The organism is Luteimonas galliterrae, assembly GCF_023374055.1.
GTDB classification, from domain to species: domain Bacteria; phylum Pseudomonadota; class Gammaproteobacteria; order Xanthomonadales; family Xanthomonadaceae; genus Luteimonas_C; species Luteimonas_C galliterrae.
The window spans coordinates 2,223,064-2,245,220 of sequence record NZ_JAMBEP010000001.1 but is presented as its reverse complement, the minus strand read 5'-3'; the positions used below and the strand labels follow the sequence as shown (position 1 = coordinate 2,245,220).

At 66.8% G+C, this 22,157-nt stretch carries 17 protein-coding genes; 7 read left to right on the top strand and 10 right to left on the bottom strand.

Annotated features, from left to right (window positions below; all coding sequences use genetic code 11):
- Positions 1–2 precede the first annotated feature (2 nt).
- The 6 genes from M2650_RS10260 to M2650_RS10235 form a co-directional block, all read right to left on the bottom strand.
- The gene (locus tag M2650_RS10260) at positions 3–251 is read right to left on the bottom strand and encodes a hypothetical protein (RefSeq protein WP_249473911.1); all 249 of its coding nucleotides are present in this window, start codon (positions 249–251) and stop codon (positions 3–5) included.
- 87 nt (positions 252–338) lie between these two features.
- Positions 339–1,082, bottom strand: coding sequence for a 2OG-Fe(II) oxygenase (locus M2650_RS10255; RefSeq protein ID WP_249473908.1), 744 nt, complete (start codon positions 1,080–1,082; stop codon positions 339–341).
- Positions 1,079–1,858: a methylated-DNA--[protein]-cysteine S-methyltransferase gene (locus tag M2650_RS10250; RefSeq protein ID WP_249473906.1), complete on the bottom strand. Its 780-nt coding sequence runs from the start codon at positions 1,856–1,858 to the stop codon at positions 1,079–1,081. The genes M2650_RS10255 and M2650_RS10250 overlap by 4 nt, the downstream gene beginning before the upstream one ends.
- Before the next feature lie 78 nt (positions 1,859–1,936).
- On the bottom strand, positions 1,937–2,770 hold the full coding sequence (locus tag M2650_RS10245) for an alpha/beta hydrolase (RefSeq protein ID WP_249473902.1): 834 nt from the start codon (positions 2,768–2,770) through the stop codon (positions 1,937–1,939).
- A 102-nt stretch (positions 2,771–2,872) separates the two neighbouring features.
- On the bottom strand, positions 2,873–3,301 hold the full coding sequence (locus M2650_RS10240) for a GNAT family N-acetyltransferase (protein WP_249473899.1): 429 nt from the start codon (positions 3,299–3,301) through the stop codon (positions 2,873–2,875).
- Between the two features lie 2 nt (positions 3,302–3,303).
- A complete protein-coding gene (locus M2650_RS10235) occupies positions 3,304–3,609 on the bottom strand; it encodes a DUF2782 domain-containing protein (protein ID WP_249473897.1) in 306 nt (101 codons plus the stop codon).
- Between the two features lie 118 nt (positions 3,610–3,727).
- Here M2650_RS10235 and polA point away from each other — a divergent pair, with 118 nt between their 5' ends.
- Positions 3,728–6,487 (top strand): DNA polymerase I, encoded by a 2,760-nt coding sequence (gene polA, locus M2650_RS10230; protein WP_249473895.1) that lies wholly within the window; start codon positions 3,728–3,730, stop codon positions 6,485–6,487.
- 424 nt (positions 6,488–6,911) lie between these two features.
- A complete protein-coding gene (locus tag M2650_RS10225; protein WP_249473892.1) occupies positions 6,912–7,400 on the top strand; it encodes a DUF421 domain-containing protein in 489 nt (162 codons plus the stop codon).
- 154 nt (positions 7,401–7,554) lie between these two features.
- Here M2650_RS10225 and hemF read toward each other — a convergent pair whose 3' ends face one another.
- Positions 7,555–8,466, bottom strand: a complete 912-nt coding sequence (hemF, locus tag M2650_RS10220; protein ID WP_249474375.1) for an oxygen-dependent coproporphyrinogen oxidase — start codon at positions 8,464–8,466, stop codon at positions 7,555–7,557.
- A gap of 302 nt (positions 8,467–8,768) precedes the next feature.
- Between hemF and M2650_RS10215 the strand changes: the two genes are divergently transcribed.
- Entirely contained in the window at positions 8,769–9,356 is a 588-nt protein-coding gene (locus tag M2650_RS10215) for a cysteine dioxygenase family protein (RefSeq protein WP_249473889.1), read from the top strand.
- 157 nt (positions 9,357–9,513) lie between these two features.
- On the opposite strand, the gene M2650_RS10210 is transcribed toward M2650_RS10215, so the two are convergent.
- The 3 genes from M2650_RS10210 to M2650_RS10200 all read right to left on the bottom strand — a co-directional run bounded on the left by M2650_RS10210 (position 9,514) and on the right by M2650_RS10200 (position 15,482).
- Positions 9,514–11,895: a S9 family peptidase gene (locus M2650_RS10210; protein ID WP_249473887.1), complete on the bottom strand. Its 2,382-nt coding sequence runs from the start codon at positions 11,893–11,895 to the stop codon at positions 9,514–9,516.
- 383 nt (positions 11,896–12,278) lie between these two features.
- Positions 12,279–14,072, bottom strand: a complete 1,794-nt coding sequence (locus M2650_RS10205) for a hypothetical protein (RefSeq protein ID WP_249473886.1) — start codon at positions 14,070–14,072, stop codon at positions 12,279–12,281.
- A 360-nt stretch (positions 14,073–14,432) separates the two neighbouring features.
- Positions 14,433–15,482, bottom strand: coding sequence for a YadA-like family protein (locus M2650_RS10200; RefSeq protein WP_249473884.1), 1,050 nt, complete (start codon positions 15,480–15,482; stop codon positions 14,433–14,435).
- Between the two features lie 248 nt (positions 15,483–15,730).
- Here M2650_RS10200 and M2650_RS10195 point away from each other — a divergent pair, with 248 nt between their 5' ends.
- The 4 genes from M2650_RS10195 to M2650_RS10180 all read left to right on the top strand — a co-directional run bounded on the left by M2650_RS10195 (position 15,731) and on the right by M2650_RS10180 (position 22,098).
- Positions 15,731–17,137 (top strand): cytochrome ubiquinol oxidase subunit I, encoded by a 1,407-nt coding sequence (locus M2650_RS10195; RefSeq protein ID WP_249473882.1) that lies wholly within the window; start codon positions 15,731–15,733, stop codon positions 17,135–17,137.
- A gap of 156 nt (positions 17,138–17,293) precedes the next feature.
- A complete protein-coding gene (gene cydB, locus M2650_RS10190; protein ID WP_249473880.1) occupies positions 17,294–18,301 on the top strand; it encodes a cytochrome d ubiquinol oxidase subunit II in 1,008 nt (335 codons plus the stop codon).
- A gap of 280 nt (positions 18,302–18,581) precedes the next feature.
- Positions 18,582–18,839, top strand: a complete 258-nt coding sequence (locus M2650_RS10185) for a YcgL domain-containing protein (protein ID WP_249474373.1) — start codon at positions 18,582–18,584, stop codon at positions 18,837–18,839.
- Positions 18,832–22,098, top strand: a complete 3,267-nt coding sequence (locus tag M2650_RS10180) for an ankyrin repeat domain-containing protein (RefSeq protein WP_249473878.1) — start codon at positions 18,832–18,834, stop codon at positions 22,096–22,098. The genes M2650_RS10185 and M2650_RS10180 overlap by 8 nt, the downstream gene beginning before the upstream one ends.
- Positions 22,099–22,157: the final 59 nt, after the last annotated feature.

Here is a 22,157-nt window from a genome sequence, read left to right as displayed (position 1 = left end):
GGCTAATCGCGGACCTTGAAATCCGGGCTCTCGTCCAGCGTGCCGTCCGCCCTGAGCACGGCATGCCGCTTGCCGGTGCGGTCCACGACCACGGGGATGGGTTCCATGAACATCGGCCGGCGCACGAAGCGCAAGGTCCACTGGAACTGCTCGAGCGTTTCCAGGGCCGAGAGCTGTTGCGGCGTGAGGCCGGCGCGCAGCGCGGCGGCATCGCGGTTTTCGGTCTGGCGGCGGCGTTCGCGTCCGAACATGGGGCGCCCGCATCGGTGGGACCGGCGCAGTGTGGCCAACCGCGGCGCTAAAGGATGTGAAAGCCGTTCCAGATCGATGCGCGGAACTCAGGCCGCATCGTGGAATATCACGCCCAAGGTGTGCCGATGGCCCGCGCGCACGCGGCTCACGCCATGCCGCATGTTGACGCGGTACGCACCGCGCGCGCCGCGTACCGGGCGCTGGTGAACGGCGAAGACGACGCCGTCGCCCCGCCGCAGCGGCACCACGTCCACGCGCGACTGCATGCGCGGACGCTGTTCGGTCAGCACGAATTCGCCGCCGCTGAAGTCCTCGCCCGGTTGCGACAGCAGTATCGCGACCTGCAGCGGAAATACGTGTTCGCCGTACAGGTCCTGATGCAAGCAGTTGTAGTCGTCCATCCCGTACTGCAGCAGCAAGGGCGTGGGCCGCGTCTGGCCGGCGTCGTGGCAGCGCGCGATGAATTCATCGTGCCGGTCCGGATAACGCGCATCGATGCCCATCGTCCGGTTCCAGCGGTTGGCGATCGGAGCCAGTAGCGGATAAAGACGGGTCCGCAGCGCCGCGATCGATTCCGGCAATGGATAAGCGAAGTACCGGTATTCGCCGCGGCCGAAACCGTGCCGGGCCATCACCACGCGGCTGCGGAAGCGTTCGTCCTGGCCGTACAGTCCGGCCAGCGCCGTGCATTCCTCGGGCGTGAGAAGCTGCGGCAGCAGTGCGTTGCCCTGCGCGTCGAGATCGGTGCCGACACGATCCCAATCCATGCCCCGAACGCGCGCCGCGATATCGCGGCGCGCGCCGGGAGTTACGACAGCGTTCGCATTCATGCCTGCGCTTCGCGTGCCAGCAGCGCGCGCTTGCGCTCCACGCCCCAGCGAAAGCCCGACAGGCTGCCGTCGCGCTTGATCACGCGATGGCAGGGGATGACCACAGCCAGCGGATTCGCTGCGCAAGCCGCGGCCACGGCACGCACCGCGTGCGGCGATCCGATGCGTTGCGCGATGTCCGTGTAGCTCGCCGTGGCGCCCGCCGGAATGCTGCGCAAGGCCTGCCATACGCGCTGCTGGAAGTCGCTGCCGTGCGCATCCAGCGGCACATCGAGATCGCCCTGCGGTTGGTCGACGAAACCGGCGACCTGAGCGAGCACCAGTTGCAAGCTGACGTCGTCGCGGGTCAATTCGCTGTTTGCGAAGCGTTGCTGCAGTTGGCTGGCCAGTGCGTTGTCGTCGTCGCCCAGAAGGATCGCGCAAACGCCGCGTTCGCTGCGTGCGACCAACACACGGCCGATAGCGCTTACGCCGATCGAAAAAGCGATCTTCTGCGGCGTTTGCGGTGCTTGTTCCGCGTCCGCTGCGTAGCGATCGGGCTTGCAGCGTTTGCAGGCGCGAAAACCGGCCTGTTCCGCGGCTTGCGTGTTGGTGTGGAAACGCACGTTTTCCGGTCGAGCCAGACGGGCAGCGCAGGAAGGCCGGCAATACACGCCGGAGCTTGCGACAGAGTAATAGAAGCTGCCGTCGGCCTGAGCGTCGCGCGAGACGACGGATGCCCAGCGCGGATCGTTCTGGGTGGCGACAGCGAGTTGGGTGCGGTAGATCGTGTTCATGGCCTGCTCCTGTTGCTAGGAAGGTGTGCAGGCAATGTAGCGACGCGTGGCGCGCGTCGATATCCGGGTCTTGCTATGTCATCCGTTGTTTTTGCGGGGTTCAGGCCGCCCGCGCGCTCGTGTGTTGACGCGCAGGAAATCGAGCGTGGCCTCGAGTATCCGAGTCGTATCCGCACCGGGATTGCGTATCTCGAACACGTGCAGCCCCTGCGGATGCCGTAGCACCTCCACATCGGCGCCTGCGGCCTGCGCGGCCGCGACGAAAGCCGGCGCGCTGGTGTCCGGAACGATCTCGTCGCGACCGGCGCGCACGACTAGGATCGGCAGCCCGCGCACATTTTTAACGTCGGGCAACGCCTTCATCGCCGGCTGCCAATCGCCATATAGGCCGACGATGCAACGCGGCGCGATCGTCGCGCTGCGCAGCGCATGCGGCACCACCGCCGCCACGCCGGCGGAGAAAGTCAGGATGCAGGGCCGCGCGGCATCGATGCCGTATTCGCCGGCGCGCGACTTGATGTGCGCGTAGGCGGTATCGATCTGGCCGGTGAGGCGCTTGTCGCCGTCCCATCCGATCACGGCCACCGCGGCGCCGCTGCGTGACGCTATCTGCAGCGCCCAGCTGCGAAATAGTGGCGATTTGCGCAGCCCGGATACGGCGGGCGCACCGCCGTGGATCATCAATACCAGTGGACGCGGCGCCTTGCTGTCGGGCAGATACAGGTCGTAGGCGTGATCGGGCTTGGCCGCATCCAGATAAGTCTGGTCGGCGATTTCGCGCATTGCCGGTACTTCCGCCAGCGGCAGCGGATGCATGACCGATTCGCGCAGCGACATTTCCGCGGCGATGGCCGCGGGGGCGAACAGCAAGCCAACCAGTAAGGTCGCGTTTCGTGCCGCAATCGCAAGCATGCCGTTCTCCGCGTGTCCGCCGCGCATTAAGGATAGCCAATGCCTCGGCCATGCCGGAAGGAGCCAATTCGCGTTTGCGCGCGTATCGGCCCTCCGGCCCGGCTAAAGCGGTATGCCGAAGTGGAACGCCTCGATCCGCAGCCCTTCGCGCAAATAGAAGGCATGCGCGTCCTTGCGGTGCGTGCCCGAATCCAGCTGCAATTTCGCGCAGCCCTGGCGCCGCGCTTCGTCCTTCAGCCAATCGAGCAGCTGCTTGCCATAACCACGGCTGCGCACGGTCTGGTCGGTGACCAGATCGTCCACGTACATATGCTTGCCGTACACGAGGTTCTCGTGCACGCGCCAACCGGCGTAGGCGCGGGCGATGCCTGCGTCGTACAGCGCCGTGGCGCGGAAGCCCTCGCCGAACTGGCGCAAGGCCTGCGCGACGAAGCCTTCCTCGTTCAGGTGCGGACGCAACTGCTGCGCCACGGGCCAGGCGCCGCGCAGCGCGGCCGCATCGGCCAACGGCCGGATCTCGATATCGGTCATGGTCAGAAACTGAAGAGTTTGAAGTACACCGGCGAGATGCCGTCCTGCTTGTTGTTGTCTATCTGGCCGTCGCCGTCCGCATCGGTCAGGTAGTAGGTGGGGCCGCGCGCGGGCGTCACTTTGACCGTATGCAGGCGGCCGGCGACGCGGTATTCCTCGATCACGTCGCCATTGGGCTCGGTATGCATGCTGCGCTGCGCATCGGCGGGTATCGGCACGCTGGCGTCGCCGCCGGCGAAGGTGGCGCAGGCGCCGAGCAGCAGGGCGGCCGACAGCGCACCGGCGCGGAGGAGAGTGGATGCGTTCATGGCGGGGGTTCCCTGCTTCGTCGGCGGCCATTATTGCCCAGCCAGGGTGTGCGCGGCGTGGAAAGGTCCATCACCGGGCGACGCCGGACAGGCCGCCCCAGGCAGGTAGAATCGCGGTATGAAGCGACTCGTACTGATCGACGGTTCCAGCTACCTCTACCGCGCCTTCCACGCCCTGCCGCCGCTGAGCAACGCGGCCGGCGAGCCGACCGGCGCGCTGTTCGGCGTGGTCAACATGCTGCGCGCGACGTTGAAGGAAAAGCCGGATTTCGCCGCCTTCGTCGTCGACGCGCCCGGCAAGACCTTCCGCGACGACCTCTACGCCGAGTACAAGGCCAACCGGCCGCCGATGCCCGACGACCTGCGCGCGCAGGTGATGCCGATGTGCGAGATCGTGCAGGCGCTGGGCTTTCCGATCCTGCGCGTGGACGGCGTCGAAGCCGACGACGTGATCGGCACGCTGGCGCTGCAGGGCGCGGCGCAAGGCATCGAGATCACCATCTCCACCGGCGACAAGGATTTCGCGCAGCTGGTGCGGCCCGGCATCGCGTTGGTCAACACGATGAGCGGCAGCCGGCTGGATTCCGAAGCGACCGTAGTCGACAAGTTCGGCGTGCGTCCCGAGCAGATCGTGGACATGCTGGCGCTGATGGGCGACGCGATCGACAACGTGCCGGGCGTGGAGAAATGCGGCCCTAAAACCGCAGCCAAATGGCTGGCCGAATACGGCACGCTGGACGGCGTGATCGCGCACGCCTACGACATCAAGGGCAAGATCGGCGACAACCTGCGCGCCGCGGTGGACCGGCTGCCGCTGAACCGCGAGCTGGTGACGATCAAGACCGACGTCGAACTCGGCGGCGGCCCCGACACGTTGCTGCTGCGCGACCGCGACGTGGACACGCTGCGCAACCTGTACGCGCGCTACGGCTTCAACCAGGCGCTGAAGGAACTCGACGGCGCCGCCGCTGCCGGCGGCGTGCCCGAGAAAGAGCCCGGCCGCGCGCGCGGCACCGGATTCGTCAGCGCGCCGGCGCCGGTTGCGGCCGTCGATCCGGCGCTGTCGGCGCCGGGCGAGTACGAAACGATCCTGCTGCCGTCGCAGTTGCGCGCCTGGATCGAGCGCTTGCAGGCCGCCGACGAATTCGCCTTCGACAGCGAGACCGACAGCCTCGATCCGATGCAGGCCAACCTGGTCGGCCTGAGCTTCTCGGTCGAACCGGGCAAGGCCGCCTATCTGCCGCTGGCGCACCATTATCCCGGCGCGCCCGAACAACTAGACCGCGCGCAGACGCTGGCCGCACTGGCGCCGCTGTTCGCCGATGCCGGCAGGAAGAAGCTGGGCCAGCACGGCAAGTACGACCTGCACGTGCTGCGCAGGCACGGCATCGAGGTGAAGGGCTACGCCGACGACACCATGCTCGAAAGCTTCGTGCTCAATTCGGGCAGCAGCCGCCACGACATGGATTCGCTGGCGCAGCGCTACCTGGGCTACGAGACGATCAAGTACGAACAGGTCGCCGGCAAGGGCAGCAAGGCGATCCCGTTCTCGGCGGTCGCCATCGACGATGCCACGCGCTACGCCGCGGAAGACGCCGACGTCACCCTGCGCCTGCACCGCGTACTGGCGCCGAAGCTGGCCGCCGAGGCCGGGCTCTCCTTCGTCTACCGCGACATCGAAATGCCGCTGGTGCCGGTGCTGGAGCGGATCGAAGCCAACGGCGTGATGATCGACGCCGACGAACTGCGCCGCCAGAGCGCCGACCTGAGCAAGCGCATGCTCGCCGCGCAACAGAAAGCCACCGAACTGGCCGGCCGCACCTTCAATCTCGATTCGCCCAAGCAGCTGTGCGCATTGCTGTTCGAGGAACTGAAGCTGCCGGTGCTGGTGAAGACGCCGTCCGGACAGCCTTCGACCAACGAAGAAGCGCTGGAAGCGATCGCCGACCAGCACGAACTGCCGCGGATCATCCTGGAATACCGCGGCCTGGCCAAACTGCGCAGCACCTATACCGACAAGCTCGCGCAGACGGTGAACCCCGATACCGGCCGCGTGCACACCAGCTATCACCAGGCCGGCGCCGCGACCGGGCGGCTGGCGTCTTCCGAACCCAACCTGCAGAACATCCCGATCCGCACCGAGGACGGCCGCCGCATCCGCCGCGCCTTCGTCGCACCGCCGGGGCGCAAGCTGGTGGCTTGCGACTATTCGCAGATCGAATTGCGGATCATGGCGCACCTGTCCGAAGACGCAGGTTTGTTGCGCGCGTTCGAATCCGGCGTCGACATCCACAAGGCCACGGCCGCCGAAGTGTTCGGCCGCAAGCTGGACGAAGTGACCGGCAACGAGCGCCGCGCCGCCAAGGCGATCAACTTCGGCCTGATGTACGGCATGAGCGCGTTCGGACTGGCGCGGCAGCTGGGCATCGCCCGCGGCGAGGCGCAGGATTACATCGCGCTGTACTTCAGCCGCTACCCGGGCGTGCGCGACTTCATGGAACGCACCCGGCAGCAGGCGCGCGAGCAGGGCTATGTCGAGACCGTGTTCGGCCGACGCCTGTACCTGGACTACATCAACAAGGGCACGCAGGGCCAACGCGCCGGCGCCGAGCGCGCGGCGATCAATGCGCCGATGCAGGGCACCGCGGCGGACATCATCAAGCGCGCGATGGTGTCGATCGATGCGTGGCTGGCCGATCATGCCGCGCGCGCGCTGATGATCCTGCAGGTGCACGACGAGCTGGTCTTCGAGACGGAAACGGGCTTCGTCGAAACGCTGCTGACGGAGGTCGGCAGCCGCATGTCGGGCGCCGCTGAACTGCGGGTGCCGCTGGTGGTGGATAGCGGCGTGGGCGACAACTGGGACGAGGCGCATTGAGCGGCGCCTTATGGCGCGGCTTGGCTCTTCGTAGGAGCGGCTTTAGCCGCGAGCTTTTTTACCTCCGCTGCGGCTAGATGGCCGGAACCGGCGCGAAAAGCTCGCGGCAAAAGCCGCTCCTACGAAAAGCAAGAATTGCGCCGGCTGCTGGGTGGGTAAACAGCAGCTGAACCCAACGGTTTATTAACCCCGGGCTTCACGAACTATCAATCCGGCAAGTGGTCATATACCCCCGTGACGGACGCAATGTCCGCCACAGATCTCTCCCTCCCCTGGAGTGATCCCGGAACGACGACTACTCCCCAAGTCCCGTTCCCCGAGCCCCGCCGGCCCCCCCTGCCTGCGGGGCTTTTTATTGCCCGATGTCCGGGAATTCGGCCTTTCCCAGTCATTCCGCTAAGTTGCCGGCAACGAAGGAGGCGATATGAACGACCTGTTCCAGCTGTCGGCGCCCTGGTGGCACTTCGTCCTGCGCGCGGTGGCCATCTATCTGATGGTGATGCTGCTGGTGCGCCTGTCCGGCAAGCGGGCGGTGGGCCAGTTCACGCCCTTCGATCTGGTCCTGCTGATCCTGATCGGCAACGCCGTTCAGAACGGGCTGAACGGGGGCGACAACTCCATGACCGGCGCGGCCATCCTGGCCGCCTGCCTGATCGGGCTGAACTACCTGGCGGCGTGGCTGTCCTCGCGCAACACGACGGCGCGTCGGCTCATCGAGGGCGCGCCGACGGTGCTGGCCAAGGACGGGCACATCTTCCACGACGTGCTGCGGCGCGAGCTGGTCAGCAAGGCCGACTTCCACGAAGCGATGCGCCAGGCGGATTGCCAGGACGTGGAGCAGATCTATATGGCCACGCTGGAAACCGATGGGCATATCAGCGTGATGAAGCGCAAGCGCGGCGAAACTCTGTAGAGCGGAGCTCGCTCCGCTGCTCTTGTTGTCTCCTTCCCCTTCAAGGGGAAGGCCGGGATGGGGATGGGTTTGATGTTGTTACGAAGGTCAAACCCATCCCCATCCAACCCTCCCCTTGAAGGGGAGGGCTTCAAGCAGCGGAGCAAACTCCGTTCTACAGAGTTAGCTCCGCCAGCCAATCGCGCGGACGCAGGTAATCTTCCAGCCGCGCTTCGACGCTGCCGGGTTCGGGCGCGTAGCCGTATTCCCAGCGCACCAGCGGCGGCAGGCTCATCAGGATCGATTCGCTGCGGCCGCCGCTCTGCAGGCCGAACAGCGTGCCGCGGTCCCAGACCAGGTTGAACTCGACGTAGCGCCCGCGCCGGTACAGTTGGAACGCGCGCTCGCGTTCGCCATAAGGCGTATCGCGGCGGCGCTCGACGATCGGCAGCCAGGCGTCCAGGAAACCGTCGCCGACCGCGCGCAGATAGCCGAAGTCGCGGTCGAAGTCTTCATGCAGATCGTCGAAGAAAAGGCCGCCGACGCCGCGCGTTTCCTTGCGGTGCTTCAGGTAGAAGTATTCGTCGCACCAGCGCTTGTGCCGGGCGTAGCGGTCTTCGCCGAACGGCGCGCACAGTTCGCGCGCGGTGCGGTGCCAGTGCAGCACGTCCTCGTCGAAAGGATAATAGGGCGTCAGGTCGAAGCCGCCGCCGAACCACCAGGCGATCGTCTCGCCGTCGCGCCGCGCCTGGAAATGGCGCACGTTGCAGTGCGTGGTCGGCAGGTAGGGATTCAGCGGATGCAGCACCAGCGATACGCCGACCGCGCGCCACGACGCGCCGGCAAGCTCCGGGCGGGCTGCGGTGGCCGAAGGCGGAAGCGTTGCGCCGGACACGTCGGAAAAGCCGACCCCGGCCTGTTCGAACACCGCGCCGTCGCGCATCACGCGCGTGCGCCCGCCGCCGCCCTCGTCGCGCGTCCACGCGTCTTCGGCGAAGCGCGCGCGGCCGTCGGCCTGTTCCAGCGCGGTGCAGATGCGGTCCTGGAGGCCGGTGAGGTAGTTGCGGACAGTGCCGATGTCGGTCATGCCGGTATTGTAAGCCACGCCCGGTTCCCGCCCACCGCAGGGCGGGCCCGCTTCACCGCGGCTTTCGTAGGTGCGAATTCATTCGCACGCTTTTTCGATCAAGAGCGTGCGAATGAATTCGCACCTACAGTTAGGGTGCCAATCGTTCGAAAACGGAACCGGCAAAAAAAGTTATCCGCTTATAACCGCGCCGAAGCACACAGTGTTCCAAATCATTCGCGTTGTTTAACCCGACGCTAACCCGCTCGGCATCGATCTCCGCGATAGTCGCATCCAGTCGAACGCCCAGAAGGGGAATGCGCATGACCCAACCCGCACTCGCGGTCCGCCGCGAATCGTTTCCGCTGCTCGACGACGTCATCGTACTCACCGACATCGCGATGGCGTCGAACCGCCCGGAACGGATCGTGCCGGCGCTGGTCGCGGCGCTGCAAGGCGCGCTGGCCAACATCGGGACATTGCCGTCCTGGCTGCTGGCGACGGACGCGGATGCGCCCGTGCGCCGCGAGCTGTATCGGTCGCCGCAATTCGGTTACCAGATCGTCGCGATCACCTGGGCGACGGGACAGGGCAGCAGCGTGCACGACCATGCCGATACCTGGGGCGTGGAAGCCGTGCTGCGCGGGCAGCTGGAAGTCCTGGACTATCGCATCGCCGATCGCCAGGGCGCGCTGACGGAACTGCACCCCGCCGACCATCGCCCGCTGCCCGCCGGCAGCGTGATCGGCCTGTTGCCGCCGCACGATCTGCATTCGTGCCGCAATGCCGGGGCGCGCGCCACGGCGGTGACTTTGCATATCTACGGCACGCGGCTCGATCGGGTGACGCGCTATACGCATGTCGAAGAGGCGTTGTACCGGGCCGAGCAGGTGCGGCTGGTGAGCGTGTAGGCGGCAGCGGTTTCCTCTCCCGCTTGCGGGAGAGGGATGCGAACGTAGCTACGCGTGCTTTTTTGCCTTTGCTGCTGTCCGGCGCGAAAAGCCGAACCCTCTCCCTGGCCTTCGGCCTGTCCCTCTCCCGCAAGCGGGAGAGGGGAAACGCCGTCGGTTACGGCTGTTTCAGCGTTTTCTCAAACAATTCGAGGATGCGCCGGTATTCGTCGTACCACGCATCCGGATGGCTGAACGCATGACGCTCCAGCGGATACGGCGCGATCTCCCACTTGTCCTTGCGCAGCTCGATCAGCTTCTGCGACAGCATCACCGAATCCTTGAAGAACACGTTGTCGTCGATCATGCCGTGCGCGATCAGCAGATGGTCCTGCAGGCCGGCGGCGTATTCGATCGGCGAGGACTTCTTGTACGCCTCGGGGTCGATCTGCGGCGTGTTGAGGATGTTGGCGGTGTATTCGTGGTTGTACTGCGACCAGTCGCTGACCGGACGCAGCGCCGCGCCGGCCTTGAATACGCCGGGCTTGCGGAACAGCGCCATGAACGCCATGAAGCCGCCGTAGCTGCCGCCGTAGATGCCGGCGCGATCGCGGTCGCCCTGCTTGTTGGCGACGATCCAGTCCAGGCCGTCCAGATAATCCTCGAGCTCGGGATAGCCCATCTGCCGGTAGATGGCGGTGCGCCACTCGCGGCCGTAGCCTTGGCTGGCGCGATAGTCCAGATCGAGCACGATATAGCCGCGCTGCACCAGCAGGTTGTGGAACATCTGTTCGCGGAAATAATTCGGATATCGCGCGCTGACGTTCTGCAGGTAACCGGCGCCGTGCACGAACATCACGATCGGATACTTCTTGCCGGCTTCCGGCTGCTTGGGGCCGTAGTACTTGCCCCACACCGTGCCGGCGCCGCGCTTGGACGGCACCTGCACGATTTCCGGCTGCACCCAGTCGGCGATCGCCTCGAACGCCGGCTTGCGCGTGTCCGTGAGTTCGCGCGCGCCGTCGCCATCCGTGTTCACCACGGCCAATTGCGGCGGCGTGTAGCTGCTGGAATGACGCACGAGCAGTTTGCCGCCGTCGGGCGACAACGCGAAGCTCTCCACGCCGTCGAGCGCGGTGACTTCGCGCAAGCCGCTTCCGTCGGCGCCGACCGCGCACACTTCGTAGTCGCCGGGCCACCGACGGTTGCAGAGGAAGTAGAAGCCGCTGCCGTCCGCGGACAGCACCGGCGACGACGCTTCCCATTCGCCCTGCGTGAGCGCTTTCGTCCGCGCGCCGTCGGTGACGTACAGATGCGACCAGCCGCTCTGCTCGGACAGGTACCACAGCGTGCGGCCGTCCGGCAGCCAGCCGAAATCGTTGAACGTCCAGTTGATCCAGGCCGCGTCGTGCAGGCGATGGCGCGGCTGCAGCGCCGCCTTGGCCAGGTCGACCGCGGCGATCCAGCGGTCCTTGTTGTCGATGGCGCGCACCAGCACTGCGGCGTTGCGGCTGTCGTCGCTCCAATGGATCGACGGGCTGCCGCCTTCGCCGTCGCTTTCGATGCGCACGTCGCGGTTGCCTTTGAGCGGATCCTGCTTGGCCGCCGCGCGCAACGCCTTCAGCGGATCGTCGGCGATGCCCGGCAGGGCGTCGAACTTCAACGCGCTGGCCTTGCCGCTGGCCATGTCCACCAGCCAGAGCTTGTGCGGCAGCGGCGCGTTGCGGCCGACGCGGGTGCGCACTTCCTCGAATTCCTCGTAACCCGATTCGGTGACGTACTTGGGCATCTTGCCTTCCTGGCCGATGTCGCCGTCCTTGGCCTGCGTCACCGCCAGCAGCCAGCGGCCGTCGGGCGACAGCGCGCTGTCGTGGATCTCGACGTCCTTGCCCAGGTAGACCGGCGGCGGCGTGCGGGTGGGGTCGGCGCGGCGCCAATCCTCGTTCTGTTTGCGTGCGGCGTCGCTGCGGTCGCGGTCGTTCTTGAGCGTGGCGATGAGGCGCAGTTGCCGGTCGCGCAAGTCGTCGGCCTTGGGCGGCTCGGCCGGATCGTCTTCGGCCTTGAGCACGGCGGCCTGGACCACGCCGTCGCGGGCGTTCCACCGGTACCAGTCGTTGTCCACGCGCCATACCAGGCCGCCGTCGCGGCTCCACTGCGGTCGGGACTCTTTCGCTTCCGAACGCGTCAGCTGGGTCAGCGCGCCGCTGCGCAGGTCGCGGACGAAGACATCGTCGTTGCGGATGTAGGCCATGCGCGCGCGTTGCGCGTCGTACACGGGATCGCCCGCGTCCATCTGCGCGCGCGCGGCGCCGTCGATGCGCGCGGCGATGCCGCCGTCGATGCTTTGCTGGTAGAGGTCGCGGATGCTGCCGCCATCGCGTTTGAGCTGGTACTGCGCCTGCCGGCTGTCCCAGCGCCACCACGCGTCCTCCACCGGCGGCCCGATCCAGTCGGGGTCGGCCATGATCTTGTCCAGCGTCAACGGGGTAGCGGGCTGGGCGGCGGCAGCGCCGGCAAGCAAGCAGGCGGCGAGCAGGGCGGAGCGGGCGTAAAGGCGCATCGGCAGCGTCGGGCGGCGAAAGACGGGCAAGGGTAGCAGCCGGGAAGCGGGCCGCTATCGGTCATCGGTCATGGCTGCATTTCCTTCTCCCATCGGGAGAAGGTGCCCGAAGGGCGGATGAGGGTACGGCGAAGCGATAGCAAGTTCCGATCGCCGCTGTCGTCGTCAGCTGACGGCTTTCTCCGTTGTTCCGACAATGTCGCTTCGCCGAACCCTCACCCCAACCCCTCTCCCGCGGGGAGAGGGGCTTCAAACAAAAAAGCGGGGCGACGAATCGCCCCGCCCCGGGCTGCCGCCTGCGTGAGTACGCAGGCGGCTCGATGCGACCGAGCCGACCAGTTCCCGGCCGCATCACCCGTAAAACGAACTTCTGGTCGGTGAACTTAAAGATCGAAGCCGAAGCCGGCGTTGACCGCTTTCTCGCTGCCGCTGAACGCGCCGCCCAGCGTGAACGAGGCGCGGTCGAACTTCTTGCCATAGCCGAACGCCGCTGCCCGCTTGCCGCCCTGCGCGCCCACGCCGATCGCGATGCGGCCGTTAGGGCCGGAGCCGGCCACGGCATTGGCGCTCATGCCGGCGAGCGCCGCACCCATGGCGTTGCCGCGGTTGATGCGCTTGTCCAGTTCGCCGACGCGGTTCTCCAGTGCGCCCAGGCGGCCGTTGAAGCTGGTGGAATCGAAGCCGGTCAGTTGCTGGATCTTGCTGTCGGTATAGCTGTTGGCCGACGACAGCGTTTTGGTATCGCCGGCATCGGCATGGGCATTGGCCTCGGCCAGGGTCTGGGCGTCTCCGGCGTCTGCATAGTCGTGGGCTGCGTTCAGCGTTTGCTGGTCGCCCAGATCGGCGTAGTCCTTGATCGCATCCAGGTCGACGGGATCGACGCCGATGTTGTTCACCACCATGTCCGTGTACGCATTGGCCAGATCCAAGGTGTTCTGCAGACCGGTGTTGAGCTGCGCGACGTTGACCGCATCGGTGTCTTGCGTGCCGGCTGCGACATTGGCGATCTGGCGCTCGTTGCCGGCCGAGCCGACCGAGAGGGTGTTATCGCGATCGGCGATCGAGAAACTGCCTAGCGCGACGCTGTCGAAGGCCGGAGCGAAGGCTCCCGCGCCGAGGGCGGCGCTGCGGTCGCCGTCGGCCCTGGCGCCGGAGCCGATGGCGGTGGCGTATTGGCCAAAGGCAATGGTGAACTCGCTGGAAGCGTCGTCGACGCCATCCAGATCGGTATCGATGTCAATAGGGGAATTGCCATCGCCATCCCTATCAAACCAGCTGCCAAAGGCGACGCTAGCCTTACCGCTGGAGGTGCTGAAGAAACCGAGCGCGCTGCTGTCTCCGCCGCTAGCCACGTTGGAGATGCCGAGCGCCGTGCTGTTAAGACCGCTGGCTGTGTTGATAACACCGAGCGCCACGCTATTAGTGTTGCTAGCTATATTGCTTGTGCCTAACGCCGTGCTGGAAAAACCACTAGCCGTATTGGAAGTGCCTACTGTCGTGCTGGAACCGCCGCTGGCCGTGTTGGCCCTTCCAAGCGCTGTGCTGTTATTGCCGCTGGCTGTGTTGCCAGCGCCCAATGCCGTGCTGGCATTGCCGCTGGCTGTGTTGCCAGCGCCCAATGCCGTGCTGACATTGCTGCTGGCTATGTTGCCAGCGCCCAATGCCGTGCTGGCATTGCCGCTGGCCGTATTGCCACGGCCCAACGCCGTGCTTGATGGCCCGGCTTCATTGAAAGAACCGATGGCAGTGCCGTCCGTACGAGCCAAGTTACGGAAGCCCATTACCACCGCGCGATCACCGATAGCCTGGCTCGCGCTGCCGATAGCGACAGCGTTGTTGCCGAGGGTAATGAGGAATTCGCTACTGATATCAGGGACATTATTGCCATCAATATCAATGTCTAAGGTGTCACCTGCGATGCCGCTGCCGTCGAGATCGAACGAATCGCCCACGGCCACCGAGTTAAAGCCAAACGCAAAAGCCTTATTGCCGCACGCCAAGCCACTATCCCCTAAAGTCGTACCACTACCGCCAGTGTTTTCGGTATTCGGATCGTTGTTGGCTAAGTCGCAAGTGCTGGCCCAAACGGGGGTTACGCTAAATACAGAAAGCAAAGCCATTGCCAGCAACGTAGGGCGATAGCGCGGGAAACGCGTGTTTTGGAAGGTGGTATTCATCTGGTCGGACTCCACATGGAAGGGCTGCCGCAATCCCGGCAGTGGCATGAAGGACGGAATCTCTCGGAAAAAGTGGCCTTCTCGAATGCTTAAGCCGTCATTCCCGCGGAGGCGGGGATCCAGTGACTTTGGCGTTGCACCAGATCGCGACGTCGCTATCGGAAATATCGCGCGCCCTCACCCAACCCCGCTCCGCGCCCCAGCTCGCACTTGCGTGCGGGCGCTCAGCCGCACGCGCGGCAGTGCCGCGCAAGCGTGTGCAGCCTCGCCCCGCAAGCGGGAGAGGGCTTAAGCCAAGTCACTGGATCCCCGCCTTCGCGGGGATGACGGCTTAAAAAGGCATCGGCGCGGGAGTGGCTGCTACAACTTCAACCCGAAGCCGACGCCGCCCGAACTTTCGGAACCACTGAACGCACCGCCCAGCGTGAACACCGCGCGTTTGCCCACGGCCTTGCCGTAACCGATCGACAACGCGCTTTCTCCGCCGTGGAAACCGGCGCCCACCGACAACATGCCGCGCGGCGCATCGGGAGCGAACGCACCCGCCGCAGCGATGCCGCTCATTTGCGACATCGCCGCGCCCAGCGCGCCGACGCGGCCGATCTGGCGGTCGACTCGTCCCACCATCGCATTCAATTGGTTGAGGTTGACCGCGTCGGTGCCCTGCGTGCCGGCAGCGACATTGGTGATCTGCCTTTCGTTGCCCGCCGAACCGACCGACACGGTGTCGGCGCGGTCGGCCACCGATTCCGAACCCAACGCCACGCTGCCATCGGCCAGGGCCCGGCTGTTGAAGCCCATGGCCACGCTGCGGTCGCCGTCGGCGATGTTGCCCTGACCGATGGCCGTGCTGAGCGCGCCGCTGGCGATGTTGGCGTTGCCGATGGCCACGCTGTTGGTGCCGGAGGCGAGGTTGGCTCGGCCGACCGCAGTGCTGCTGTCGCCGCTGGCTTCGTTTTCCGCACCGAAGGCGCTACTGGTTTCGCCGCTGGCCACGTTGAACGCGCCGAATGCGCTGCTGCCCTGATTGGAGGCGACGTTGTTGTTGCCCACAGCCGAACTGCGTTCGCCGCTAGCTTCGTTGAGGGAGCCGAACGCGCTGCTCCTGAAGCCGCCCGCGAAGTTGACATCGCCGACGGCAGTGCTCTCCTGACCCGTAGCGTGACTGCCGAAGCCGACGGCGACGGCGCCCACGCTGCCGGCCTCGCTGGAAAGACCGCAGGCGAAAGCGAAGCCCGTCGCCGAACTGTCGCCATCGTTTTCTGCGTCGTTGTCCACGTCGTTATTGATATCGCAGGTGCCGGGGTTGCCGGCATGGACCGGTGCGACTGCCGCAATGGCGAGCAGCGCCAACGCTAAGGCCGCAGGACGCAGTCGCGCCATGCGGGTGTTACGGTGGTTAACGTTCATCTGGTCGGACTCCGTCGAGGAAACTGCCGCAAGATCGGCAGCGGGTTACAGGACGGAAATCCGCGGAAATGCGGCCATGCGCGGGCGGCAATTCCCCAATTCGTTATGGAAATGGACGGTTTCGCCGGAGAGGCGCCGCGGCTGAGAAATGGCAGCGGTGGGCCTAGGTCCACCCTACGGTTTACGGAGCTCTTGATGCGGCGCACAATATCCGGCGCGGCACCACCCCGCGTGCCGCGGAGCGCGTCGTGGACGCATTGATGCTGTCGCGGATCCAGTTCGGGTTCGTCATCTCGTTCCACATCCTGTTTCCGGCCTTCACCATCGGCCTGGCCAGCTGGCTGGCCTTCCTGGAATGGCGCTGGCTGCGCACCCGCGACAGCGTCTGGCGCGACCTGTTCTTCTTCTGGACCAAGATCTTCGCCGTGTCGTTCGGCATGGGCGTGGTGTCCGGCATCGTGATGAGCTTCCAGTTCGGCACCAACTGGGCGACGCTCAGCGAACAGGCCGGCAACATCCTCGGGCCGCTGCTGAGCTACGAAGTGCTGACCGCGTTCTTCCTGGAAGCGACCTTCCTGGGCGTGATGCTGTTCGGCTGGAGCCGGGTCAGCGAGAAACTGCACTTCCTGGCCACCTGCATGGTGGCGCTGGGCACGTTGATCTCCACGTTCTGGATCATCTCGGCCAACAGCTGGATGCAGACGCCGGCCGGCTACACGCTTGTCAACGGCGTGTTCGAACCGGCGAGCTGGTGGGACATCGTCTTCAACCCGTCTTTCCCCTACCGGCTGGCGCACATGGTGCTGGCCGCGTTCATCACGACATGTTTTGTGATCGGCGGCGTCAGCGCCGCTTATCTGCGCCGCGGCGAGCACGTCGATGCGGCCAAACGCATGCTCAAGGCTGCGGTGATCTTCGCCGCGATCACGGTGCCGTTGCAGATACTGGCCGGCGACCAGCATGGCCTCAACGCGCTGGAACACCAGCCGATCAAGGTCGCGGCGATGGAAGGACATTGGCAGCACGAGCCGAAAGGCGAAGGCGTGCCGCTGGTGCTGTTCGCGGTGCCCAACGAAACCGCCGAGCGCAACGATTACGAAATCGCGATCCCGCGCGTCGGCAGCCTGATCCTCACTCATTCGATGGACGGCGAGATCACGCCGCTGAAAGCCGTGCCCGCCAGCGAGCGGCCGCCGGTGAAGCCGGTGTTCTACGCGTTCCGGGTGATGGTGGGCCTGGGCGTGGCGATGCTGCTGCTGGTGCTGGCGTCGTTGTGGGCATGGCGGCGCGGGAAACTCTACGAATCCAAGTGGGTGTTGAACGGCTGGCGCGCGCTGACCTTGTCCGGCTTCGTCGCCATCCTGGCCGGCTGGTACGTGGTCGAAATCGGCCGCCAGCCTTACGTGATCTACGGCCTGCTGCGCACCGCCGACGCGGTGAGTCCGACGATCGCCGCGGCCAGCGTGATGACCTCGCTGATCGTTTATGCGCTGGTGTACGCGATCGTGTTCGGTTCGGGCGTCTGGTACCTGCGCAAGCTGCTGCTGAAAGGCCCGCAGGCGCACGAACCGCCGCCACGGCGCGATGCCGGCGAGAAGACGCCGGCGCGGCCGTTGTCGGCGGCGGGCGATGCGATCGAGGAGAACGCGCAATGAAGTGCGCCCCGAACCCGGCAACCTCCTTGATCCGTCATCCCGGCGAAAGCCGGGATCCAGTGAGTCGCGGCGACCGTGCCTGGATCCCGGCTTTCGCCGGGATGACGGGTAGGAGAGTGCGCGCAGTTCGTGCAACCACCGAGGCGAGGTGACGCGATGGAATATTGGTTGCCCGTATTGTGGTTCGGCGTAATCGGCTTCGGCGTGCTGATGTACGTGCTGCTCGACGGCTTCGTGCTCGGCCTGGGCATCCTGGCGCCCTTCGCGGAAGACGAAGCGCAACTGGACCATATGATGAACACCGCCGCGCCGATCTGGGACGGCAACGAAACCTGGCTGGTGCTCGGCGGCGCCGGGCTGCTCGCCGCGTTTCCCAAGGCGTACGCGGTCGTGTTGTCGGCGCTGTACCTGCCGGTGCTGCTGATGCTGATCGCGCTGGTGTTCCGCGGCGTGGCTTTCGAATTCCGCTTCAAGGCGCAACGCAGCAAGCCGGCCTGGGGCGCGGCGTTCGCGTTGGGTTCGATGCTCGCCGCGTTCGCCCAGGGCGTGATTCTGGGCGCGCTGATGGAAGGCATGCCGCTGAACGGCGGCAAATATCTCAGCGGCGTGTTCGGCTGGTTCAGTCCGTTCTCGATGCTGACCGGCATCGCGGTGCTGTTCGGCTATGCGCTGCTCGGCTCGACCTGGCTGATCCTGAAGACCGAAGGACCGTTGCAGAAAGTGGCGCGCAATCTGACCCGGCCGCTGGTGCTGGTGGTGGTGGCGTTCATGGGCCTGGTCAGCGCCTGGCTGCCGTTCCTGGACTCGCGGATCATGGCGCGCTGGTTCGAAGGCGGTAATTTCTGGTGGCTGGCGCCGGTGCCGGCGCTGGCGTTGCTGAACGCCTTCGCGCTCTGGCGCGCGGCGATGCAAAAGGGCCGCGACGCGGCGCCGTTCGTGCTGACGCTGTGCTTCTTCGCGCTGGGTTTCGCCGGGCTGGTGTTGGGCATCTGGCCGAATATCGTGCCGCCGGGGCTGACCATCTGGCAGGCGGCCTCGCCGCCGTCGTCGCAGGGCTTCGTGCTGGCGGGCCTGATCGTGCTGCTGCCGGCGATCCTGGGCTACACCTACTGGTCGTACAGCGTGTTCAAGGGCAAGGTCGCGACCGACGCCGGGTATCACTGAACGGATGCCCCTGCTGTTTTCCCCCTTTGAAAAAGGGGGATTGAGGGGGATTTGCTTTTGATCTGTCGCCCGACAGAGCAAGATCAAAAGCAAATCGCTGCGCGATTCCCGGTCCTCGCTCACGCGAGGGCGCCTTCGGCGATTCGCCCCTTTTTCAAAGGGGGCAACAGCAAAAAACTGGAATCGCGACGGCCGACGCCATTTGCCGGGAAAATCAGGCATAGATTCCCTATTCCCGGCCTTTCCGACACAATCGACACGGTTCCCCGCCGTGCCCCCGATGCAAGCCTACGTCTACAAAAGCCAGCGCAAGGACGACACCTTCGTCTATCTCGCCCAGCGCGATGCGTTCACGCAATTGCCCGAACCGCTGCGCACCCAGCTGGGTCCGCTGCGCTTCGTGCTGGAAGTGGCGCTGACGCCGGAGCGCAAGCTGGCGCGAGAGGACGTGGCGGTGGTGCGCGAAAACCTGGCCGTGCGCGGTTTCCACATCCAATTCCCGCCGCGCGCGGAAACGGAGACCGCCGCCGATGCCTGAATTCCGGCGCATGCCGGCCGTGGCGCTGGCGATCGGGCTGATCTTGGCCGTGCTGACCGGCTTCGGCGGCGCGATCGCCGCGGTATGCGCGTGGCTGGCGCAACCGACGCTGGCGCTGGCGCTGTCCTGGTGGCAGGGCAGCCGCAGCCAACCCGCTTTCGACAAGGCCGGCCGCGAATCGATCATGCGCGATGCGGGCGCGCTGCTCGCGTTGTGGGGCGCGGGCCTGGCGCTGACCGCATTGCTCATCGCCTGGCCGCTGACCGGATTGCGCCAGAGCGGCAGTCTGGGCGCGGCGATCGGGCTGAGCCTGGTGGCGGGTGTGGTCTGGCTGGGCCTGTGGCGCACCTGGCCGATCTGGCGCGCGCTGGAACGCAAGGGCGGCGACCTGCGCGAGCGGTGGCAGCGGCTGGACGAGGTGCAGATCGGCATTTCCACCGGCTGGCGCGCGGCCACGCTGGTCGGCGCAGCGATCGCTTTCGCCGTGATCCTCGCCTGGCCTGGGTTGCTGACGTCATCTGCGCGCTGGATCGCGGCCGGTCTGTATGCGATCGCTTTGCCGGTGCTGCATGGGTTGTTGCAACGCACGCCGCCGGCGCCCCTGGCCGTGGCCGAGGATTTCGCGGCGGACGACGAAGACGTCGCTGCGGACGCGGAAGAAGATCCCGACGCCGCGCTCTATGCCGCCGCGCGCGCCGGGCGGGTGGAACGCGCGCTGGAACTGCTGGCGGCCGGCGCCGACCCGCATGCCGCACCCGCTGCGGACGAACGCGACCAGCGTACGCTGCCGCTACTGGCCGCGGTATTGCCCGACCTGCGCCTGCTGCGCGCGCTGATCGCGCAAGGCGTGCAGGTGAACCAGGCATACGGCGGCATGACGCCGCTATTGGCCGCCACTCGCGACAGTTGGCACGGCCGCCCGGAAGCGGTGATGACGCTGCTGGCCAACGGCGCCGATCCGCGTGCGGCCGATGCCGACGGCAACACGCCGCTGCACCACGCCGCGCGCAGCACCGATCCCGGCGTGGCCGCGCTGCTGCGCGATGCCGCCGCCGAAATCGATGCATTGAACAACGAAGGCCAATCGCCGCTGGCGATCGCCTGCGCCGCCGGCAACTGGCGGCTGGCGCGTTTCCTGTTGGAACGCGGCGCGCGCACCGAGCCGGCGCAGGGCCAGCCGGCGCTGCTGTCGGCCGCGGCTACCGACGAGGACGATCCCGCCGGCGTGCAGCTGCTCCTCAAGCACAAGGCCAAGGTCGACGCGCGCGACGCGCGCGGCCGCAGCGCGCTGCACGCGGCCAGTTTGGCCGGGCATGCCGAAATCGTCGCCATCCTGCTGGCGGCGGGCGCCGACGCGCAGGCGCGCGACGATGCCGGCCGCACGCCGTTGCTGGATGCGGCGCAGGGCGGTTCGCTGGCCGCGATCGAACGCCTGGCCGCAGCGCATGCCGATGTCGCCGCCGCCGACAACGACGGCCGCAACGCGCTGCACTGCGCCTGCGCTTCCGAGCAGGGGGCGCCGGCCTTGATGCGGCGGCTGCTGGAGCTCGGCGCCGATCCCGACCATCTGGATCGCGACGGCAAGCGCGCCATCGACCGCGCTGCGGAATCGGGACGTTGGGCGATCGTGACCGCGCTCGATCCTGGTTATCCGTTGCCGAGCAATGTCGGCACCGGCGACGACGAAGACGCGCCGCCCGACCGCGCGCCGCTGGCCTTGCTGCGCGAAGCGCTGCACGAGGGCCGCGACGACGGCAACGATGCGTTGGCGAAACTATTGAACCCTTCCGAACTGGGCAGCTTGCTGCACGACACGGAATTGTCCACGCAAGCATTGGAATGGCTGCTGTCGCGCGGCGCCGATCCGGAAACGCGCGATGCGCAAGGCGACAACGCCCTCTTCGCGGCATTGTCGCGCGGCCGTGCGGGATTGCCGGTCGCGCAAACTCTGCTGCGGCGCGCAGCGTCGCCGGCAGGCGCAGGCGGACTGGCGCGCTTCGTGGCCGGTTGCCATGCCGAGGACCAGGCCGATCTGTCCCTCGAGCATTGCGCGCTGGACCTGCTCGAACGCGGTGCCGATCCGTTCGCGGCGGCGCCGTCGGGCGATCCGGCGCTGGCGTTGTCGGTGCGGCTGGGTTGGCTGCGCTTGGCCGACCGCTTGATCGCGCACGGCGTCGATCCGGATGCGCGCGATGCGCACGGCATGACGCCGCTGCACTTGGCCGCCGCGCTCGGCCGCGAGAGCGTGCTCAAGCAATTGATCGCACGGGGCGCTTCGCCCGACCTGCGCGCCGCAGACGGGCAGACGCCGCTCGGCGTGGCCTTGTCCGGCGGCCGCCGCGACCTGGCCGATTGGCTCGATTGGCGCGGCTGGCCCTTGCCGCATCGCGCCTTGCAACCCGGCGACGTGCCGGCCGCGGCGATCGTCGGCGATGCCGATGCGGTGCGGCGCCTGCTCGACCTGGGCCTGCCTGTCGACGCCACCGACAACCAGGGCTGCACCGCGCTGCTGCGCGCGGCAGGCGGCGGCCATCGCGCCACCGTCGATCTGTTGCTGGCGCGCGGCGCCGATCCCGGCCGCGCGGCCAACAGCGGCGCGACGCCGTTGTCGGCCGCGGTCAGCATGCGCCAGACCGATATCGTCGACGGTCTGCTCGCCTCCGGCGCCGAACTCGAGCAGCGCCTGCCGGGCGATGTGACGGTGCTGATGCTGGCGGCCGCGCTCGGCCTGCCAGATCTGACGGCGCGCCTGCTCACCGCCGGCGCGCAGGTCCATGCCAGCGATGCGCAGGGTTTGATGCCGTTGCATTGCGCGTCGCTGTACGGTTTCACCGCGCGCGAACGTCCGCGCCTGCTGGCGCTGATCGATACCTTGCTGTTGGCGGGCGCCGAACCCGATGCGGCCGCGGCCGGCGGCGTTACGCCGCTGCTCTTGCTGCTCGGCGCGCGCGCCGAGCCGGGCACGGCCTGCGACGAGGACACCGTGCTGGTCGCGCTGGACCGATTGCTGGACGAAGAAGTGTCGCTGGACGCGCAGGATCCGCGCGGCTTCGGTCCGCTGCACCTGGCCGCGCTGCACGGCCTGCTGCGCGTCACCCAACGCCTGCTTCGCGCCGGCAGCGACCCGGGCCTGCGCGACGCGCTCAACCGCACGCCGCGCGAGATCGCGGTGATGCGCGGCTTCGTCGACGTCGCCGGCGAATTCGCGCCGCTGCAGTCCGGCGTGTCGATGGCCCGGTTCCTGCGCGAGCCGCGCTGACCAGCGTTTCTGCAGATCGGAGCTTGCTCCGCTGCACTTCGCTCTTAAGCCGTTCGCTC

Excerpts from the sequence above, each read along its gene's own strand:
- M2650_RS10260 (WP_249473911.1), bottom strand. The coding sequence starts at position 251 with ATGTTCGGACGCGAACGCCGCCGCCAGACCGAAAACCGCGATGCCGCC.
- M2650_RS10255 (WP_249473908.1), bottom strand. The coding sequence starts at position 1,082 with ATGAATGCGAACGCTGTCGTAACTCCCGGCGCGCGCCGCGATATCGCG.
- M2650_RS10250 (WP_249473906.1), bottom strand. The coding sequence starts at position 1,858 with ATGAACACGATCTACCGCACCCAACTCGCTGTCGCCACCCAGAACGAT.
- M2650_RS10245 (WP_249473902.1), bottom strand. The coding sequence starts at position 2,770 with ATGCTTGCGATTGCGGCACGAAACGCGACCTTACTGGTTGGCTTGCTG.
- M2650_RS10240 (WP_249473899.1), bottom strand. The coding sequence starts at position 3,301 with ATGACCGATATCGAGATCCGGCCGTTGGCCGATGCGGCCGCGCTGCGC.
- M2650_RS10235 (WP_249473897.1), bottom strand. The coding sequence starts at position 3,609 with ATGAACGCATCCACTCTCCTCCGCGCCGGTGCGCTGTCGGCCGCCCTG.
- polA (WP_249473895.1), top strand. The coding sequence starts at position 3,728 with ATGAAGCGACTCGTACTGATCGACGGTTCCAGCTACCTCTACCGCGCC.
- M2650_RS10225 (WP_249473892.1), top strand. The coding sequence starts at position 6,912 with ATGAACGACCTGTTCCAGCTGTCGGCGCCCTGGTGGCACTTCGTCCTG.
- hemF (WP_249474375.1), bottom strand. The coding sequence starts at position 8,466 with ATGACCGACATCGGCACTGTCCGCAACTACCTCACCGGCCTCCAGGAC.
- M2650_RS10215 (WP_249473889.1), top strand. The coding sequence starts at position 8,769 with ATGACCCAACCCGCACTCGCGGTCCGCCGCGAATCGTTTCCGCTGCTC.
- M2650_RS10210 (WP_249473887.1), bottom strand. The coding sequence starts at position 11,895 with ATGCGCCTTTACGCCCGCTCCGCCCTGCTCGCCGCCTGCTTGCTTGCC.
- M2650_RS10205 (WP_249473886.1), bottom strand. The coding sequence starts at position 14,072 with ATGAATACCACCTTCCAAAACACGCGTTTCCCGCGCTATCGCCCTACG.
- M2650_RS10200 (WP_249473884.1), bottom strand. The coding sequence starts at position 15,482 with ATGAACGTTAACCACCGTAACACCCGCATGGCGCGACTGCGTCCTGCG.
- cydB (WP_249473880.1), top strand. The coding sequence starts at position 17,294 with ATGGAATATTGGTTGCCCGTATTGTGGTTCGGCGTAATCGGCTTCGGC.
- M2650_RS10185 (WP_249474373.1), top strand. The coding sequence starts at position 18,582 with ATGCAAGCCTACGTCTACAAAAGCCAGCGCAAGGACGACACCTTCGTC.
- M2650_RS10180 (WP_249473878.1), top strand. The coding sequence starts at position 18,832 with ATGCCTGAATTCCGGCGCATGCCGGCCGTGGCGCTGGCGATCGGGCTG.